This is a genomic window from Georgenia thermotolerans (genome assembly GCF_009193185.1).
GTDB lineage: Bacteria > Actinomycetota > Actinomycetes > Actinomycetales > Actinomycetaceae > Georgenia > Georgenia thermotolerans.
Genome location: NZ_VUKF01000067.1, coordinates 1 through 16,932 on the forward strand (window position 1 = coordinate 1; position 16,932 = coordinate 16,932).

Here is a 16,932-nt window from a genome sequence, read left to right on the forward strand (position 1 = left end):
TGCGCGCGAGCGGCTCGCCGCCGCCCGCGCCGCCCTCACCGCCCACGTGCGCACCGCCCCGACGGGCGCCGCCCTCGCCCAGGCTCGCACCCTCGCCGTCGCGGCCGCCCGGCAGGCGGCGCGCAGCCGCACCGAGGCGGCCCGGCTCGGCGACCGGGCGGCGGAGCTGCGTGCCGCGTGGAAGACCCAGGAGGCCACCCACCGCAGCCTGTGCGACCGGCACGGGCTGCCCCACGACACCGAGGGGCTGCGCGAGGTGCGCGACACCGCCCACGCCGCGCAGGAGGCGTGCCGGGCCGGTGCCGCCGCCCTGGCCACCCTGGCGCGCCGTCGGGAGCGCCACGCGGAGGAGGTCGCCCGGCTCGCCGGCCACCGGGACCGCCGCATCGAGGCCGAGCACGGCGCCGAGGAGGCCTGGGCCCAGTGGCACCGCGAGGCCGCCGAGGTCGAGGCGCTCACCGAGAGCCTGGGCCAGGAGGCGGGCGAGGTCCACCGCCGCCTCGCCGCCGCCGAGGAGGAGCTGCGGCGGGTGACCCGCGAGCTCGCCGAGGCGCGGCGCACCGCCCAGACCCTCGGTGAGCAGGAGGCCGTGGCGCGCCGCGACGCCGAGACCGCCGAAGGTGCCGCCGCCACGGCCGGGGCGCAGCTCGCCGGGGTCCTGGAGCGCCTGCGCCGCCAGGTCGCGCTTCCCGGCCTCGTGGCCGCCGCGACCGGCGCCGACCACCTGGATCTTCCCCCAGCCGACGGGCCGGTCACCCCCGACCTCGTCCAGCGGGCCGCCGCCGCGGTGCGCGACGCGGTCGCGGGCGCCGGCAGCGCCGACGTCAACGCCCTGATGCGCGCCCGGCAGAAGCTGGAGGCCGAGCTGCAGGGCGGCTTCGACGTCGTCCACACCGTCACCGACGACGTCCACCTCGTCGACCTCGTCGACGCCACCGGCCGGCGGCCCGTGGCCGAGGCCGCCGCGGACCTGCGCGCCCGCGTCGAGCGCGCCCGCGAGGCCCTGACCAGCCGCGAGCACGAGGTGTTCACCAACTTCGTCATCGGCGGCGTGGGGGAGGAGCTGCGCCGACGCCTGGCCCAGTCCGAGCAGCTCGTCGCCGCCATGAACGACAGCCTGCGCAGCATCAGCACCTCTCACGGCATCGGGGTGCGCCTGGCGTGGGTGCTCGACGCGCCCGAGGGCAGCGCGGTGCACCGCATCAAGGAGCTCGTCCAGTCGGCCGCCGCCGTGCGCCCGGGCGAGCCCACCGAGGAGCTCATCGGGCTGCTGCGCGAGCAGGTCGAGGAGCAGTTCGCGCTCGACGAGACCGCCGGCTACGCCCAGCACCTCAAGAACGCCCTGGACTACCGCGACTGGCACCACATGCGGGTGACCATCCTGGGGCCCGGCCCGCACGACCGTCGCGAGCTGCGCGGGCGGGCCAAGCTCTCCCAGGGCGAGACCCGGTTCGTCTCCTACGTGACGCTCTTCGCCGCGGCGGACGCGTACCTGTCGGGGCTGGGCGACACGGCGCTGCGCCTGGTGCTGCTCGACGACGCCTTCGCCAAGGTGGACGACCCGACCATCGGCGAGCTCATGGGCCTGCTCGTGCGCCTGGACCTGGACTTCTGCATGACGGCGCACAACCTGTGGGTGACCTACCCGCAGGTGCCGTGCGCCGACGAGTACGAGATCCTGCGCGCCGAGGGCACTCCCGCCGTCGCCGTCCACACCCACTGGGACGGCCGCGCGCGGCACCTGACGGCCTGAGGGTCCGGTCGGGTACCGAGGCTGGTCCGGACGGGGACCCGCGCCCGGTCAGGCGTTGCGCAGCACCGCCACGCCGGGGCCCTGCAGGCTCAGCGACGTGCCGTCGTGCGCGAGGCCGGTCTCGCCCCACGCCAGCGCGATCTCGGGCGAGCCGGCGTCGGCGGTGGGCAGCGGCACGATGGCGCCGCCGTCGGCCAGGGCGACGACGACGTCGAGCGCCCCGCGGTGCATGACCAGCCAGGTCCCGTCCCCGGCGAGGTCCACCGCCGGGCGCTCGCCGGAGGCGAGGTCGGGCTCGGTGTGCCGCAGCCGTATCAGCGCGCGGTAGAACTCCAGCAGCCGGGCGTGCTCGGGGCGCGCGGGCTCCTCCCAGTCCAGCCGGGAGCGGGCGAACGTCTCGGGCGACTGCGGGTCGGGCACCTCCACCGGGCCGCCGTAGAGGTCGGCCCAGCCGTGGCCGCCGAACTCCTCGGTGCGGCCCTGCTTGACCAGCTCGCCGAGCTCGGGGTCGTGGTCGGTGAAGTACAGGAACGGGGTGGTGGCGCCCCACTCCTCGCCCATGAACAGCATCGGGGTGTACGGCCCGAGCAGCACGAGGGTGGCGCTGACGGCCAGCTGGCCGGGGGAGAGCACCCGGCTGGGCCGGTCGCCCAGCGCCCGGTTGCCCACCTGGTCGTGGTCCTGGGCGAAGACGACGAAGCGGCGCCGGTCGGTCTCCGGGGGCACCGGCGCGCCCCAGTCCTTGCCGCGGAAGCTCGAGTAGGTGCCGTCGTGGACGAAGACGTCGCGCAGCGCCTTGACGAGGGTCTCGGGGGCGCCGAAGTCGGCGTAGTAGCCGTGGCGCTCCCCGGTGAGGAGGGCGTGCAGGGCGTGGTGGACGTCGTCGTCCCACTGCGCCGTCATGCCCAGTCCGCCGTCGTCGGTGGGGGTGACCATCCGGGCGTCGTTGAGGTCGGACTCGGCGATGAGCGACAGCGGCCGGCCCACCTCCCGCTCGAGCTCGGCGACGGCGTCGGACAGCTCGGCGAGCAGGTGCCGCGGGGCGTCGTCGAGCAGGGCGTGCACGGCGTCCAGGCGCAGCGCGTCGATGTGGAAGTCACGCAGCCAGCGCAGCGCGTTGTCGATGATGAACGCGCGCACCTCGCCCGCGTCGTCGCCGTCGAGATTGACCGCCGCGCCCCAGGGGGTGTGGTGCCGCTCGGTGAAGTAGGGGCCGAACTCGGCGAGGTAGTTCCCCGCCGGGCCCAGGTGGTTGTAGACGACGTCGAGGCACACCGCCACGCCGCGGGCGTGGGCGGCGTCGACGAAGCGCTGCAGGGCGGCGGGCCCGCCGTAGGCCTCGTGCACCGCGTACAGCGCCACCCCGTCGTAGCCCCAGCCGGCGCGGCCGGGGAACGCGGCGACCGGCATGAGCTCGATCATGTCCACGCCCAGGTCCACGAGGTGGTCGAGCCTCTCGGCGGCGGCGTCGAGGGTGCCCTCGGGCGTGAAGGTGCCGACGTGCAGCTCGTAGATGACCGCCCCGAGGCTGGACCGGCCCGCCCATGCGCCGTCGGACCACGGGTGGGCGGCGGCGTCGAACGTGCGCGAGGGGCCGTGCACCCCGGCGGGCTGCCACGGGCTGCGCGGGTCCGGGCGCGGCTCGCCGCCGTCGACGGCGAAGGCGTAGTCCGTCCCGGGCGCCAGCTCGCGGGCCGAGCGCCACCAGCCGCGCTCGGCCGCCGTCATCGGCTCGCGCGCGTCCCCGAGGACGAGCTCGACCCGGCTCGCGGCCGGCGCCCACACGGTGACGAAGGCGTTCATCGGATCCTCTCCAGCAGGGCCACCGGGCGGGCGGCGAGCAGGTCGCCCAGGCGGCACGGGCCGCCGGGCACGGTCGTGTCGTCGAGGACGTCGCGCCAGGGCCCCTCGGGCAGCACGACGGTGGCGTCCGGCAGGCCGCGGGCCGCGGCCGAGCCGCCCGCCAGGCGGGTGGCCACCGCGACGACGTGCGGGCCCTCCGGCGTGGTGCGGGCCAGCGCGACGGCGTGGCCGGTGGTGGTCGGCAGCGGCTCGTACCCGGCGTCGGCGCCGACGAAGGCCTCCGGGTGGCGCCGGCGCAGGCGCAGCACGGCGGCGGTGAGCTGGAGCTTCTCGTCGTCCAGCCCGCCGGGCCGGGCGCCGGCGTCCAGCGCCCCCAGGCGGGCGGCGAGGGCGGCGTGGTCGACCGGGCGGCGGTTGTCCGGGTCGACCAGGGAGGTCTGGGTGACCTCGCTGCCCTGGTAGACGTCCGCGACGCCGGGCACGGTGAGCTGGAGCAGCTTGGTGCTCAGCACCGCCGCGCGCACCGGCTCCGCCGTGCGCGCCACCCACGCCGTGAACGCCTCCACGACGGCGGGGTGCTCGAGCAGCGCCGCGGCGTAGGCGAGCATCTCCTCCTCGCGGGCGGTGTCCGGCGCCGTCCACGTCGTCCACGACTTCTGCTCCCGGGCCGCCTTGAGCAGGTAGCCCTGCAGCCGGTCCGCCGCGATGGGGCCGGCGGCGGTCCAGGTGCCGGCGAGAGTCTGCCAGAGCAGGTTCTCGGTGCGCCCGTGCAGGTCCGGCGGGCGCACCTCGGCGGTGGCCTCGCGCAGCGCGTGGACCAGGCTGACCCACTCCGGGGCCAGCTCGGAGAGCACGTTGATGCGGGCGCGGACGTCCTCCCCGCGCTTGGTGTCGTGGGTGGTGCCCGCGGTCATCGTGGCCGGCCACGTGGCGACGGTGTGCGCGGCCCAGGCGTGCAGCTCGTCGGGGTCGATGCCGAAGCGGGCCGGGTCGCCGCCGACCTCGCACAGGCTGACCAGGTGGGTCCAGCGGTAGAACGCGGTGTCCTCCACCCCCTTGGCCATCACCGCCCCGCACACCTGGGGGAACCGGACGAGCAGCTCGGCGCGGCGCGGCTCGAAGGTGCGGCCGGCGCTGCCCACCTCGGTGCCGAGCAGGAGGTCGACGACGACGTCGAGGGTGTCGTGCCGCTCCGGCTCCAGGCGGGTGCGGGCGGTCTCGGCGGCCTCGCGCAGCGCGCGCTCGCTGGCCGGGGGCACCGGCTCGCCCGGGACGATGTAGGTGCGGTAGCGGTCGAAGGCGACGAGCAGCTCGACGACGACGTCCTGCAGCGCCCGGAAGGTGTGGTCGCGCAGCCGGACGTCGTCGTGGCAGATGTCCGCCAGCAGGGTGGTGATCCGGTGCACCTCGGCGTACAGGGAGGTGGTGACGATCTGCCGCTTGGCGTCGTCGATGACCGTGTCGAGGTTGACCGCCTCGCCGGTGAGCTCGTACTGCAGCGCCGCCAGCGGGGTGGAGCCGGCGGCGTCGACCTGCAGGGCGCCCAGCCGCCAGGCCGCGTCGTAGCCGGTGGTCCCCGCCACCGGCCAGTCCGAGGGCAGCTCCTCGTCGCCCTCGAGGATCTTCTCCGCCACGATCCACGCCCCGCCGGTGGCCTCGTGCAGCCGGCGCAGGTAGCCGCGCGGGTCGGCGAGGCCGTCGGGGTGGTCGATGCGGAAGCCGTCGATGACGCCGGCGGCGTGCAGCTCGAGCAGCAGGGCGTGGGTGGCGTCGAAGACCGCCGGGTCCTCGACGCGGACGGCGGCGAGGGTGCCGACGTCGAAGAAGCGCCGGTAGTTGAGCTCCTCGTCCGCCACCCGCCAGTAGGCCAGGCGGTAGTGCTGGGCCTCGACCAGGTCGGCCAGGGGCAGCTGCTCGGTCTCCGGGCGCACCGGGAAGACGTGGTCGTAGTAGCGCAGCACCGGCTGCTCGCCGGCGTCGGGCTCGGTGGGCACGACCATCCGGTCGAGGGTGAGCTCGCCCGAGGCGAGCACGTCGCCGATCCGGCTGCCCAGGACCGGCATGAGCACCCCGTCCCCGGAGTCCTCCAGGTCGATGTCGAACCAGCGGGCGTAGGGCGAGTCCGGACCGTGGCCGAGCACCGACCACAGCGCCCGGTTGTGCCAGGCGGGGGTGGGCACGGCCATGTGGTTCGGGACGACGTCGACGACGACGCCGATGCCGCGCGCGTGGGCGGCGGCGGCCAGGGACTCCAGGCCCTCCCGCCCGCCCATGACGTCGCTGATGCGGGAGTGGTCGACGACGTCGTAGCCGTGGGTCGAGCCGGGCGCGGCCTGGAGGACGGGCGAGAGGTAGAGGTCGGTGACCCCGAGGGCGTCGAGGTACGGCAGGAGCTCCTCGGCCTGCGCGAAGGACAGGTCCGGGCCGAGCTGGAGCCGGTAGGTGCTCACCGGCAGCCGCCGTCCCGGCGCCGGCAGGTGGGGACGGTGGGTCTCGGTCACTGGGCCTCCTGCGGTGTGGCGATGGGGCCTGTCACTGGGCCTCCTGCGGTGGCGATGGTGGTCGTCACTGCGCCTCCCGGGGCGCCGTCGGGCCGCTCACTGCTCCTCCTCCTGGGGGGCCATGAGGACGACGACGCTGCGGCCCTGGACGGTCAGGGACGCCTCGGCACGGAACACCCCGGTGGACCGGCGCGAGCTGGTGTCGAGGAAGACGTGCCAGCGGTCCGCGAACTCCGGCCCGGGCAGCGTGAACCGGATCGCCTCCGGGTCGGCGTTGAGCATGACGAGGATGGAGTCGTCGACGACCCGCTCGCCCCGGGCGTCCGGCTCGTTGATCGCGTTGCCGTTGAGGAAGACCATGACCGACCGCGCGAACGAGGCGCCCCAGTCCTCGTCGCTCATGTGCTCCCCGCTCGGGCGGAACCACTCGATGTCGCCGAGCTCGGACTCCCCGCCGTGCTCGGGGGCGCCGGCGAAGAAGCGGCGACGGCGCAGCACCGGGTGGTCCTTGCGCATCTGGACCACCTTGCGGGCGAACTCCAGCAGCTCCTGGCGCTCGTCGTCCAGGTCCCAGTCCACCCAGCTCAGCTCGTTGTCCTGGCAGTAGACGTTGTTGTTGCCCTGCTGGGTGCGGCCCATCTCGTCCCCGTGGGCGATCATCGGCACGCCCTGGCTGATGAGCAGGGTGGTGAGGTAGTTGCGCTGCGCGCGGGCGCGGAGCCGGTTGATGTCGGGGTCGTCGGTGGGCCCCTCGGCGCCGCAGTTCCACGAGCGGTTGTAGGACTCGCCGTCGGCGTTGCCCTCGCCGTTCGCCTCGTTGTGCTTCTCGTTGTAGGAGACCAGGTCGCGCAGCGTGAACCCGTCGTGGGCGGTGATGAAGTTGACGGAGGCGACGGGCCGGCGCCCGCCGTGCTCGTACAGGTCCGAGGAGCCGGTGAGCCGGCTGGCGAACTCGCCGAGCGTCGACGGCTCCCCGCGCCAGAAGTCCCGCACGGTGTCGCGGTACTTGCCGTTCCACTCCGACCACAGCGGCGGGAAGCCGCCCACCTGGTACCCGCCCTCCCCGATGTCCCACGGCTCGGCGATGAGCTTGACCTGGGAGATGACCGGGTCCTGCTGGACGATGTCGAAGAAGGCCGAGAGGCGGTCCACCTCGTGCAGCTCCCGGGCGAGGGTGGAGGCCAGGTCGAATCGGAACCCGTCGACGTGCATCTCCTCGACCCAGTACCGCAGCGAGTCCATGATCATCTGCAGCGTGTGCGGCGAGCGCATGAGCAGGGAGTTGCCGGTGCCGGTGGTGTCGAAGTAGTGCGCCTCGTCGCCGTCCACCAGGCGGTAGTACGAGGCGTTGTCGATGCCCCGGAAGGACAGCGTGGGCCCGAGGTGGTTGCCCTCGGCGGTGTGGTTGTAGACGACGTCGAGGATCACCTCGATGCCCGCCTCGTGCATGGCCTTGACCATCGTCTTGAACTCCTGCACCTGCTCGCCGCGGGTGCCGTAGGCGGCGTAGCCGTTGTGCGGGGCGAAGAATCCGATGGTGTTGTAGCCCCAGTAGTTCGTCAGCCCCTTGGCCTGCAGGTGCGGGTCGTTGACGAACTGGTGCACGGGCATGAGCTCGATCGCGGTGATGCCCAGCTCGGTGAGGTGCTCGATGATCGCCGGGTGCGCCAGCCCGGCGTACGTGCCGCGCAGCTCCTCGGGGATGGCCGGGTGCAGCTGGGTGAGGCCCTTGACGTGCGCCTCGTAGATGACCGACTCGTGGTACTCCAGGTCCGGCGGGCGGTCGTAGCCCCAGTCGAAGTAGGGGTTGACCACGACGGAGACCATCGTGTGCCCGAGGGAGTCCTCGGTGTTGCGCTCCTCCGGGTCGTCGAAGCTGTAGGAGAACAGCGACGGGTGGCCGTCGATCTGGCCGTCGATCGCCTTGGCGTAGGGATCGAGGAGGAGCTTGGAGGGGTCGCACCGGTTGCCGGAGGCGGGGTCGTAGGGCCCGTGCACGCGGTAGCCGTAGCGCTGGCCGGGCTGCACGCCGGGGAGGTAGGCGTGCCAGACGTGCGCGTCGACCTCGGTGAGCTCGATGCGTTCCTCGTGCTTCTCGTCGTCGAGCAGGCACAGCTCGACGCGCTCGGCGACGTGCGAGTAGAGGGCGAAGTTGGTGCCTGAGCCGTCGTAGGTGGCGCCGAGGGGGTAGGGGCGTCCTGGCCAGATCTGCATTGGCACAGATTCGCACGGCCTCGCCGGGACGGCCCGGTGAGCGGCGAGAAGTGGCGTGGGTCACCACCGCGGGCGCCGTCCGGTCGCCGCCGGCCAGGTGGACCTCGGGCGACGAGCTGCGGCCGCTCGCGCGGCGGCGGTCCTTCGCGTCTCGGGCGGCCGACCTGCCACCCGCGCCGGGTGCGACGGGCAGCGCGCGGCGAGAGCGGCCGCTCGCAGCACCGCCGGCCCGGCGGCGGGCGACGTCCTGTGAGGGATGTCATCCGCGCGCGCCGGTGGGGTTGGGGCGGTGCAGTGCGGGGGAGTACGCCCCACTCCGGAATGACGAAGGCCCGGAACCTCTCGGTTCCGGGCCTTCCGTGGTGGGCGATACTGGGATCGAACCAGTGACCTCTTCCGTGTCAGGGAAGCGCGCTACCGCTGCGCCAATCGCCCAAGTGTCAGCATCCGAGGTGGCGACGGGATTCGAACCCGTGTGTACGGCTTTGCAGGCCGCTGCCTCGCCTCTCGGCCACGCCACCCTGAGGCTTGTTGCCCACCGGGGGGTGGTGCCTCCGAGCGGATGACGGGACTCGAACCCGCGACCCTCACCTTGGCAAGGTGATGCTCTACCAACTGAGCCACATCCGCATGCTTCCTCCGGGGGGCTTTCGCTCTCCGGCGGTGCTCCAGAACTTTAAACCAGGACCGCGGCGAAAGTCCAAATCCAACGGGTGGTCCGGGGGCGTGAGCCGTGACACAGTGCGCTCATGGCCTCCGAAAACCGCGTCGTCCTCTGGTTCGACGGCGCCCTGCGCGACCCCGACGAGCCGCTCCTGCGCGCCACCGACCACGGGCTGACCGTCGGCGACGGGGTGTTCGAGGCGTGCGAGCTCCTCAACGGCAAGCCCTTCGCGCTCACCCGCCACCTCGACCGGCTCGAGCGCTCCGCCGAGGGCCTCGGCCTGCCCAAGCCCGATCGGGAGGAGGTCGCCCGCGCCGTCGAGGAGGTCACCGCGGCGTGGGGCACCGACCTGGCGCGCATCCGGATCCTGTGGACGGCGGGGGAGGGGCCGCTGGGCAGCGACGCCGCCTGGGGGCCCGGCACGCTCGTGGTCGCGGCCGGCGCGGTGGGCGCGCCGCGGGCCGCCCGGGTCGCCGTCGTGCCGTGGGTGCGCAACGAGCGCTCGGCCATCGCCGGGCTGAAGACGACGTCCTACGCCGAGAACGTCCGGGCGCTGGCGTGGGCGAAGGCGCACGGCGCCGACGAGGCGGTCTTCGCGAACACCCGCGGGGAGCTGTGCGAGGGGACCGGCACCAACGTCTTCGTCGAGGCCGACGGCGTGCTGCTCACCCCGCCGCTCGAGTCGGGCTGCCTCGCCGGGGTCACGCGGGCGATCGTCATGGAGTGGGCGCTCGGGGCGGGCATCGAGGTGCGCGAGGAGACCCTCGACATCGCCGTCATGGACGAGGCGCGCCACGTGGCCCTGACGTCCTCCACGCGCGGGATGGTCCCGGTCGTCGCGGTCAACGGGCGCGAGCTCGAGCCCGGCCCGCTCACGGAGCAGGTCGCCGAGATCTATACCCGCCAGCACGTGGTCGACGTCGACCCGTGAGCGCTGGGCGAGCTCGTCGGCCGGCCCATGTCCCGGGCCTGCGGGCGGCCTCCGAGGGGCGGTGTGGCCTTCCTCTCACGGCGCCGGTTTCACGATCCGGCGAAACGTTCGCTACGATCACATCTCGCAACGGACAGCCCCCGCGGCTGACCGACGGGCGATTGGCTCAGTGGTAGAGCGCCTCGTTCACACCGAGGAGGTCACTGGTTCGAACCCAGTATCGCCCACCATCACGAGAGGGCCCCTGACCAGCGAATGCGCAGGTCAGGGGCCCTTTCCGTGTCCGCCCCAGGTGCACACGAGAGGACCCGAACGTCCCCTGTGGGCCCTGGTGGGCCCACAGGGGGCACGGGTCTCGTGCCCACGGACCAGTGGTTAGCCTGCTGAGATGCCTGACGATTCAACCGACGGCTTCGTCCGTGTTCGAGGCGCCGGCGAGCACAACCTGCGCCACGTCGACGTCGACATCCCCCGGGACGCGATGGTCGCCTTCACCGGTGTCTCCGGTTCGGGGAAGTCCTCGCTGGCGTTCGGCACGCTCTACGCCGAGGCGCAGCGCCGGTACTTCGAGTCGGTCGCGCCCTACGCCCGGCGGCTGCTGCAGCAGGTGGGCGCACCGCACGTGCAGGAGATCACCGGGCTCCCGCCGGCCGTCGCCCTGCAGCAGCGTCGCGGTGCCCCGAGCTCGAGGTCGACGGTGGGCACCCTCACCACGCTGTCCAACCTGCTGCGGATGCTCTACTCCCGCGCCGGCAGCTATCCACCGGGAGCCGGGCGGCTCGAAGCCGAGGCGTTCTCGCCCAACACCGTGGCCGGCGCCTGCCCGCGCTGCCAGGGGCTGGGGGTGGTGCACGACGTCGCCGAGGACCTGCTGGTGCCGGATCCCTCGCTGAGCATCCGCGACGGCGCGATCGCGGCCTGGCCCGGCGCCTGGCAGGGCGCCAACCTGCGCAGCATCGTGACCGGCCTGGGGATCGACGTCGACAAGCCCTGGCGCGAGCTCAGCAAGAAGGACCGGGACTGGCTGCTCTACACCGACGAGCAGCCCTCCGTGCTCATCGCGCCGGAGCCCGGCCGCATCGACCACGGCTACTACGGGAAGTTCTGGAGCGCCCGCAAGCACATCAGGCACGTGCTCGCCGACTCGAAGAGCCAGCGGATGCGCGAGCGGGCGATGCGGTTCGTCCGCAGCATGCCCTGCCCCGAGTGCCACGGCAGCCGGATCCGCCCGGAGGCCCTCGAGGTGACCTTCGCCGGCCGCTCGATCGCCGAGGTCAACGCCATGCCGCTGACCGACGTGGCGGCGCTGCTGCGACCCGTGGCGGACCTGCCCGACGCGGGCGCGGCCACGCCCAGCGCCGGGTCCGGGGAGGCGACCGAGGTCGCGGTGCGGATCAGCGCCGACCTGGTCGGCCGCATCGACGTCCTGCTCGACCTCGGCCTGGGCTACCTCAGCCTCGGGCGGCCCTCGACGACCCTCTCGCCTGGCGAGGCCCAGCGCCTGCGGATCGCCACCCAGCTGCGCTCGGGCCTCTTCGGGGTCGTCTACGTGCTCGACGAGCCCTCCGCCGGCCTGCACCCGGCCGACGCGGCGCCGCTGCTGGACGTCCTCGACCGGCTCAAGGCGTCGGGCAACTCCCTCTTCGTCGTCGAGCACGACCTGGACGTCGTGCGCCGGGCCGACTGGGTGGTCGACATCGGACCGGGTGCGGGGGCGCTGGGCGGGCGGGTGCTCTACAGCGGCCCGGTCGCCGGTCTCGAGGACGTGGAGGAGTCGGCCACCAGCCGGTACCTCTTCGGGCGCGCCGAGCCGCTCGAGCACCGCACCCGAACCGCGCAAGGCTGGCTGCACCTGCGCGGCGTCTCCCGCCACAACCTGCGGGACGTGTCCGTCGACATCCCGCTCCGCGTGCTCACGGCGGTGACGGGGGTCTCCGGCTCGGGCAAGTCGACCCTGGTCACCCAGGTGCTCGCCGAGGCCGTGGGCCGCCACCTCGGCCACACCCCCGAGGACCAGGACGACGCGGACCTCCAGGTCGACCTGCGGGAGGCGTCCGGGCTCGAGGCCTTCGACCGGCTCGTCCTGGTCGACCAACGGCCGATCGGCCGCACCCCGCGGTCCAACCTGGCGACGTACACCGGCATGTTCGACGCGGTGCGCCGGGTGTATGCGGCGACGGAGGAGGCGCGGGCGCGTGGCTACGGCGCCAGCCGGTTCTCCTTCAACGTCCCGGAGGGCCGGTGCGAGACCTGCCAGGGGGAAGGGTTCGTCGCCGTCGAGCTGCTGTTCCTGCCGGGCACCTATGCGCCGTGCCCGACCTGCCACGGCGCGCGCTACAACGCCGAGACGCTCGAGGTGACCTACCGGGGCAAGACCATCGCCGATGTGCTGGCGATGCCGGTCGACGACGCCGCGGCCTTCCTCGCCGACGTCCCGGCCGCCGCGCGCAGCCTCGAGACTCTCCGGGACGTCGGACTCGGGTACCTGCGACTGGGCCAGCCGGCGACCGAGCTCAGCGGAGGTGAGGCCCAGCGGATCAAGCTCGCCACCGAGCTGCAGCGAGCGCGCCGCGGTCACGCGCTCTACCTGCTCGACGAGCCCACGGCGGGGCTGCACCCCGCCGACATCACGCTGTTGCTGCGCCAGCTGCACCGGCTCGTCGACGCCGGCAACACCGTCGTCCTGGTCGAGCACGACCTCGACACGATCGCCTCCGCCGACTGGGTCATCGACCTGGGCCCCGGCGGCGGCGACGCGGGCGGGCGCGTGGTCGCCACCGGCACCCCGGCCGAGGTCGCCCAGGCCCCGGCCAGCGCCACCGCGCCCTACCTCGCGCGGCGGCTCACGCGCTCCTGACCGACGGGGGAGGCGGGAGCGGCCGGCTGGGGCGCCGGACCCGAGATGACCCCGTGCGGGGGAGGCCCCGCGGGTCTGTCAGGGAGGCGCAAGGCGGCCGGGGGGGCCAGGAACCGTCGGACGTGCCGGCCGTGGATCACCGGACACTGCCTGCTGGTCCGCCCGTGGGACGAGCAAGGGGAAGCTGACCCTTGCTCCCGGCTCGAGCTCGACGACCTCTCCTCGGCAAGCGACCTCGATCGGTCGTTGCATGCCAGGACTTGCCAGGACCTCCGCGCTGTCACCGTGGATGCGCAACGTCAGGGGGTGCTCCCGGTAACGGATGGAGAACTCCATCACCCCGAGCGACTCTGGCCAGTACGGGTTGAGCAGGAGCTGGTCCTGCCGGGTCTCGAGTCCCGAGAAGCAGCGCTGGAAGAGGTCGACGCTGCCGGCCATCGCGGCCAGGTGGATGGCCTCCGGCGTGGTGCCGCCCTGGATGTCGGCCACGTCCGCCTCGAGAGCCTCGGTCAGGAAGTGCAGGGCTCGCTCGCGCTCGGACCTGGCGAGCACCCAGGCGTGGACGACCGCAGACAGGGTGGAGCCGTGAGAGGTCCGGTCCAGGTAGTAGTGGATCGTCCGGGGAATCAGCTCACGGTCGAGCTCGTAGCCGAGCTGCGCGAAGAGCTCACGCAGCTCGTCCGCGGACAGCAGGTAGAACAGCATCAGGGCGTCGGCCTGTTTGGACGCCTTGTAGCGGTTCACCGTGTCGTTCTCCGCTTCGAGGATGCGGTCCAGGCGACGGATGTCTCCGTACGTCGCGCGGTACCTGTCCCAGTCGAGCTCCTCGAGGTCCTCGTAGCCCTCGAACTGGCTGATGACACCGTCGTGGAACGGGACGAACAGCTTGTGCGCGATGTTCGCCCACCGCCCCAGCTCCTTGGGGTGCAGGTTCATCTTTCCCAGCAGCTCGTGGCGTTTTTGTGCGGGAATCAGGTCGAGGGCCTCCATCGCCCGCTGGAGCACCCACGAGGCCATGACGTTGGTGTAGGCGTTGTTGTCGATCCCCTCCTGGTCGCGACCGGGGTACCCGGAATGGAACTCGTCGGGTCCCATGACCCCGCGGATGACGTACCGGCCGCGGGTGTGGTCGTAGCAGGCGATGCTGGCCCAGAAGCGGGCGATCTCGAGAAGCATCTCGGCCCCGTAGTTGACGAGGAACTCCTGGTCTGCGGTGACCTGGTAGTAGTGCCACACGTTGTAGGCGATGGCGATCCCCACGTGCCGCTGCCGCCGGGTGGGGTCAGGAATCCATCGCCGGGAGGCGGGGTTGAGGTGCAGGCGTTGGCTCTCCTCCTCGCCGTTGCTGCCCGACTGCCAGGGGAACATCGCACCGGCGTATCCCGCCTCGCGGGCAGCCGCGCGGGCCTCGGGGAGCCGGCGGTAGCGGTACCTGATGAGCGAACGGGTCAGCAGGGGGAGCCGCAGGTTCAGGACCGGGAAGATGAACAGCTCGTCCCAGAGGATGTGGCCGCGGTAGGCCTCGCCGTGAAGACCCCGGGCCGGGACCCCGACGTCGAGGTCGACGGAGTTCGGGGAGACCGATTGGAGCAGGTGCAGCAGATCCAGGCGCAGGATGCGCAGCATGTGGCTCTCTCGCTCCATGTCGACGTGGAAGCGTTCCCAGAGGTGTCCCCAGGCCCGGACGTGCCGCTCCACCAGGTCGTCCACCCGGCCCAGCCGGGGCAGCCAGCGGGCCGCCTCGGAGGCGGGCTCGGCAATGGCGCGGTCCCTGCCGGTGAACAGGGTGACGACCTTCTCCAGCGTCACCGTCTCGGACCGGTGGACCTCGAGGGTGAGGCGGTGGCCGACGACCGCGTGCGCGTCCACCAGCCGGCGCTCGGCCGCGGCGGGCTCGCCGTCGTGCCAGAGGGTGGTGCGGGCGGCCATCGCCACCCTGATCGCCGACTGGTTCGTGACCATCTCCAGCAGCACGGAGTCGGGGGCGAGGGCAGCGGTCCGGAGCAGGTCGAGATGGTCGCCGGCAAGCTCGCGGTAGCGCTCGACCAGGGTGTTCTCCACCGTGCCGTCAAGGACGGACTCGATCTCGAGGCGGCCCGACCAGTCCTCGGGCACGTAGGTCACCTCGAGGGCGCACGCGTGCTCGAAGTCCATGCTCACCAGGCGGCGTTCGGCGACGGCGTGGTGCGCCCGGCGTCGTCGCGCGCCCGGAACCGCCGGGTGAGCACAGCACGGCGGAGGTCCAGCTCCTGGTGGTACTCGAGGATCTCGGTCCGGTCGATGTCGAACCAGGGGCCGCCGTCGATCCGGAAGCGTGTCGCAAGCCAGTTCGGCAGGTTCACCAGGCTCTCGTTCTCGACGGTTCGACCCTCGATCCGGTCCTGCAACCGGTTGTAGACCCCGGCGGCATAGGTCCCGGGGTAGCGGACGCCGTCGGGGGAGGACTCCGCTGCCGCCCCCCGGGTGGCGAAGTACCCGTTGCCCACCGTGCAGAGCGACTCCCGGCGGCCCTCGTCCTCGGGCTCGTAGCCGTCGTAGCGCACCACCCACGGCTCGGTCATGACTGCGCCCCCTTCTCCTCGCCGGGTCGGCCACCCAGGCGAGCAGCTCGCACAGCTCTGCGGGGCGCTCCCGCGCGCCCTCGGCCCCCGTGGCACGCACGCCTCGTGATGACGCGATCGACGTCGACCACGGCTCGGTGCCGGTGCCGCCCCGGATCGAGGTGAACGGTCATCGTCGACCCCCTCGGACGCAGCCGCTCTCACCACTATGCCGCCAACGGGGTGCCTGGACAGCCATGTCGGTCGAGCGGTCGTCCACGTGTGCAGGCACTTGCCGCCAACGGTCGGGCGTGCTGCTATCGGAGAGCCGATGGAACGGAGGGCCCGATGTCCGGGAAGGTGCTCGTGGCCTTCGCCAGCCGGCACGGCTCGACGCGGGAGATCGCCCAGACGATCGCGGCCGTGCTTCGGGAGAAGGGCCGTGACGTGGACGTCACCCCGGTCGCCGATGTCATCGACCTCGGCGCGTACGAGGCGGTCGTGGTCGGCTGCGCGGTGTACCACGGCCGCTCGATGGCCGAGGGACGCAGCTTCCTGCGCCGGCTCGCCCGTCAGTTCCCCGATCGGCCGGTGTGGGTCTTCTCCTCGGGTCCCACGGGCGAGGATCCCCTGGGTGACCCCGCCGAGGTGGCGAAGCGGGCGAGTGCGGCGCCCGCCGTGCCCGCCGACGTCGCGCGCGACGCTGCGGGCGCCGACCTTCGCGGGCACGTGACGTTCCCCGGGCGCGTCGGCGAGGACGCCGTCGACGACGTGCTGGAACGGTCGATGCCGCGCGGCGACTGGCGCAACCTCGAGCACGTCGCCGCGTGGGCGCGGCAGATCGACGCCGAGCTGAAGGACCGCTGACCGGGGGCGGGCGATTCGGCCCATGGGCAAGCGTGCGGACAGCGCGGCGCCCCTGACTGCTACTGGGCGGTGTAACCACCGTCGATGACGAGCTCGGCGCCCGTGACGAACTTCGACTCGTCCGAAGCGAGATAGAGCACGCCGTAGGCGATGTCGATCGGCTCACCCACGTGGCCGACGGGATGCATCGCGTCCAGGGCCTTGCGTCCCTCGGTCACATCTCCGACCGACGCCAGGTAGTTCTCCACCATCGGGGTCCAGATGTAGCCGGGATGGATGCTGTTGACCCGGATGTTGAGGCGTTCCCTGGCGCAGTACAGCGCCACCGACTTCGTGTAGAGCCGCACGCCTCCTTTCGAGGCGTTGTGCGCGCCGAGGTTGGGGTCGCCGACAAGACCTTCGATCGAGGACAGGTTGACGATCGATCCGCCCGTGCGGGGCGGATGCTCCTTCATGGTCCGGATCGCATGCTTCGTCCCCAGGAAGACCCCGTCGAGGTTCACCGCCATGAGCCGGCGCCACTCGTCCAGCGTCTGCTCCTCGGGTGGCCCGCCGAAGCCCAGTCCCGCGTTGTTCACCACGACATCGACGCGCCCGTGGCGACTCACCGCGCTGGCGTACACCTGCTCCCACTGGGCCTCGTCCGAGACGTCATGGTGGACGAAGGAGACGTCGGGCGGGTTCAGGCGGTCAGTGCATCGGCCTGGATGAACGCGGTGAGTTTCTCAAGCGGGGTTGCCCAGTTCAAGGTCTCGCGGGGGCGGGTGTTCAGCAGGTCTTGGGCGTGCTGGATCTCGGCGTC

7 protein-coding genes, 4 tRNA genes and 2 pseudogenes are annotated in these 16,932 nt (G+C 72.8%); 5 read left to right on the forward strand and 8 right to left on the reverse strand.

Annotated features, from left to right (window positions below):
- Window positions 1-1,753, forward strand: a 1,753-nt coding sequence (locus GD970_RS20120; protein WP_226925502.1) for an SbcC/MukB-like Walker B domain-containing protein, incomplete at its 5' end; no start/stop codon positions are given.
- Between the two features lie 48 nt (window positions 1,754-1,801).
- Here the strand turns inward: GD970_RS20120 and treZ are convergent.
- The 6 genes from treZ to GD970_RS20150 form a co-directional block, all read right to left on the reverse strand.
- Window positions 1,802-3,556 (reverse strand): malto-oligosyltrehalose trehalohydrolase, encoded by a 1,755-nt coding sequence (gene treZ, locus GD970_RS20125; protein WP_152204686.1) that lies wholly within the window; start codon window positions 3,554-3,556, stop codon window positions 1,802-1,804.
- A complete protein-coding gene (treY, locus tag GD970_RS20130; protein WP_152204687.1) occupies window positions 3,553-6,057 on the reverse strand; it encodes a malto-oligosyltrehalose synthase in 2,505 nt (834 codons plus the stop codon). Before treY ends, treZ begins: the two co-directional genes overlap by 4 nt.
- 96 nt (window positions 6,058-6,153) lie before the next feature.
- On the reverse strand, window positions 6,154-8,271 hold the full coding sequence (glgX, locus tag GD970_RS20135) for a glycogen debranching protein GlgX (protein WP_152204688.1): 2,118 nt from the start codon (window positions 8,269-8,271) through the stop codon (window positions 6,154-6,156).
- Between the two features lie 360 nt (window positions 8,272-8,631).
- Window positions 8,632-8,706: transfer RNA gene (locus tag GD970_RS20140), tRNA-Val, on the reverse strand.
- A 15-nt stretch (window positions 8,707-8,721) separates the two neighbouring features.
- Window positions 8,722-8,792, reverse strand: a tRNA-Cys gene (locus GD970_RS20145).
- A gap of 36 nt (window positions 8,793-8,828) precedes the next feature.
- Window positions 8,829-8,901, reverse strand: a tRNA-Gly gene (locus GD970_RS20150).
- A 119-nt stretch (window positions 8,902-9,020) separates the two neighbouring features.
- On the opposite strand from GD970_RS20150, the gene GD970_RS20155 reads away from it, so the two are divergent.
- The 3 genes from GD970_RS20155 to uvrA all read left to right on the forward strand — a co-directional run bounded on the left by GD970_RS20155 (window position 9,021) and on the right by uvrA (window position 12,723).
- Window positions 9,021-9,866 carry an aminotransferase class IV gene (locus tag GD970_RS20155; protein WP_152204689.1) on the forward strand — a complete coding sequence of 282 codons (846 nt, stop codon included), beginning with the start codon at window positions 9,021-9,023 and terminating at the stop codon, window positions 9,864-9,866.
- Window positions 9,867-10,021: 155 nt separating this feature from the next.
- A tRNA-Val gene (locus tag GD970_RS20160) sits at window positions 10,022-10,096 on the forward strand.
- Between the two features lie 158 nt (window positions 10,097-10,254).
- The gene (uvrA, locus tag GD970_RS20165) at window positions 10,255-12,723 is read left to right on the forward strand and encodes an excinuclease ABC subunit UvrA (RefSeq protein WP_152204690.1); all 2,469 of its coding nucleotides are present in this window, start codon (window positions 10,255-10,257) and stop codon (window positions 12,721-12,723) included.
- Between the two features lie 186 nt (window positions 12,724-12,909).
- On the opposite strand, the pseudogene GD970_RS22765 reads toward uvrA, so the two are convergent.
- A pseudogene (locus GD970_RS22765) lies at window positions 12,910-15,278 on the reverse strand (glycoside hydrolase family 65 protein); the annotation flags it as partial.
- 333 nt (window positions 15,279-15,611) lie between these two features.
- On the opposite strand from GD970_RS22765, the gene GD970_RS20175 reads away from it, so the two are divergent.
- The gene (locus GD970_RS20175; RefSeq protein WP_152204691.1) at window positions 15,612-16,130 is read left to right on the forward strand and encodes a flavodoxin domain-containing protein; all 519 of its coding nucleotides are present in this window, start codon (window positions 15,612-15,614) and stop codon (window positions 16,128-16,130) included.
- 59 nt (window positions 16,131-16,189) lie between these two features.
- Here GD970_RS20175 and GD970_RS20180 read toward each other — a convergent pair.
- Window positions 16,190-16,795: pseudogene (locus GD970_RS20180) on the reverse strand (SDR family oxidoreductase); the annotation flags it as partial.
- Between the last annotated feature and the right edge of the window lie 137 nt (window positions 16,796-16,932).

Coding starts and splice junctions, on each gene's coding strand:
- treZ (WP_152204686.1), bottom strand. CDS start 3,556: ATGAACGCCTTCGTCACCGTGTGGGCGCCGGCCGCGAGCCGGGTCGAG.
- glgX (WP_152204688.1), bottom strand. CDS start 8,271: ATGCAGATCTGGCCAGGACGCCCCTACCCCCTCGGCGCCACCTACGAC.
- GD970_RS20155 (WP_152204689.1), top strand. CDS start 9,021: ATGGCCTCCGAAAACCGCGTCGTCCTCTGGTTCGACGGCGCCCTGCGC.
- uvrA (WP_152204690.1), top strand. CDS start 10,255: ATGCCTGACGATTCAACCGACGGCTTCGTCCGTGTTCGAGGCGCCGGC.
- GD970_RS20175 (WP_152204691.1), top strand. CDS start 15,612: ATGTCCGGGAAGGTGCTCGTGGCCTTCGCCAGCCGGCACGGCTCGACG.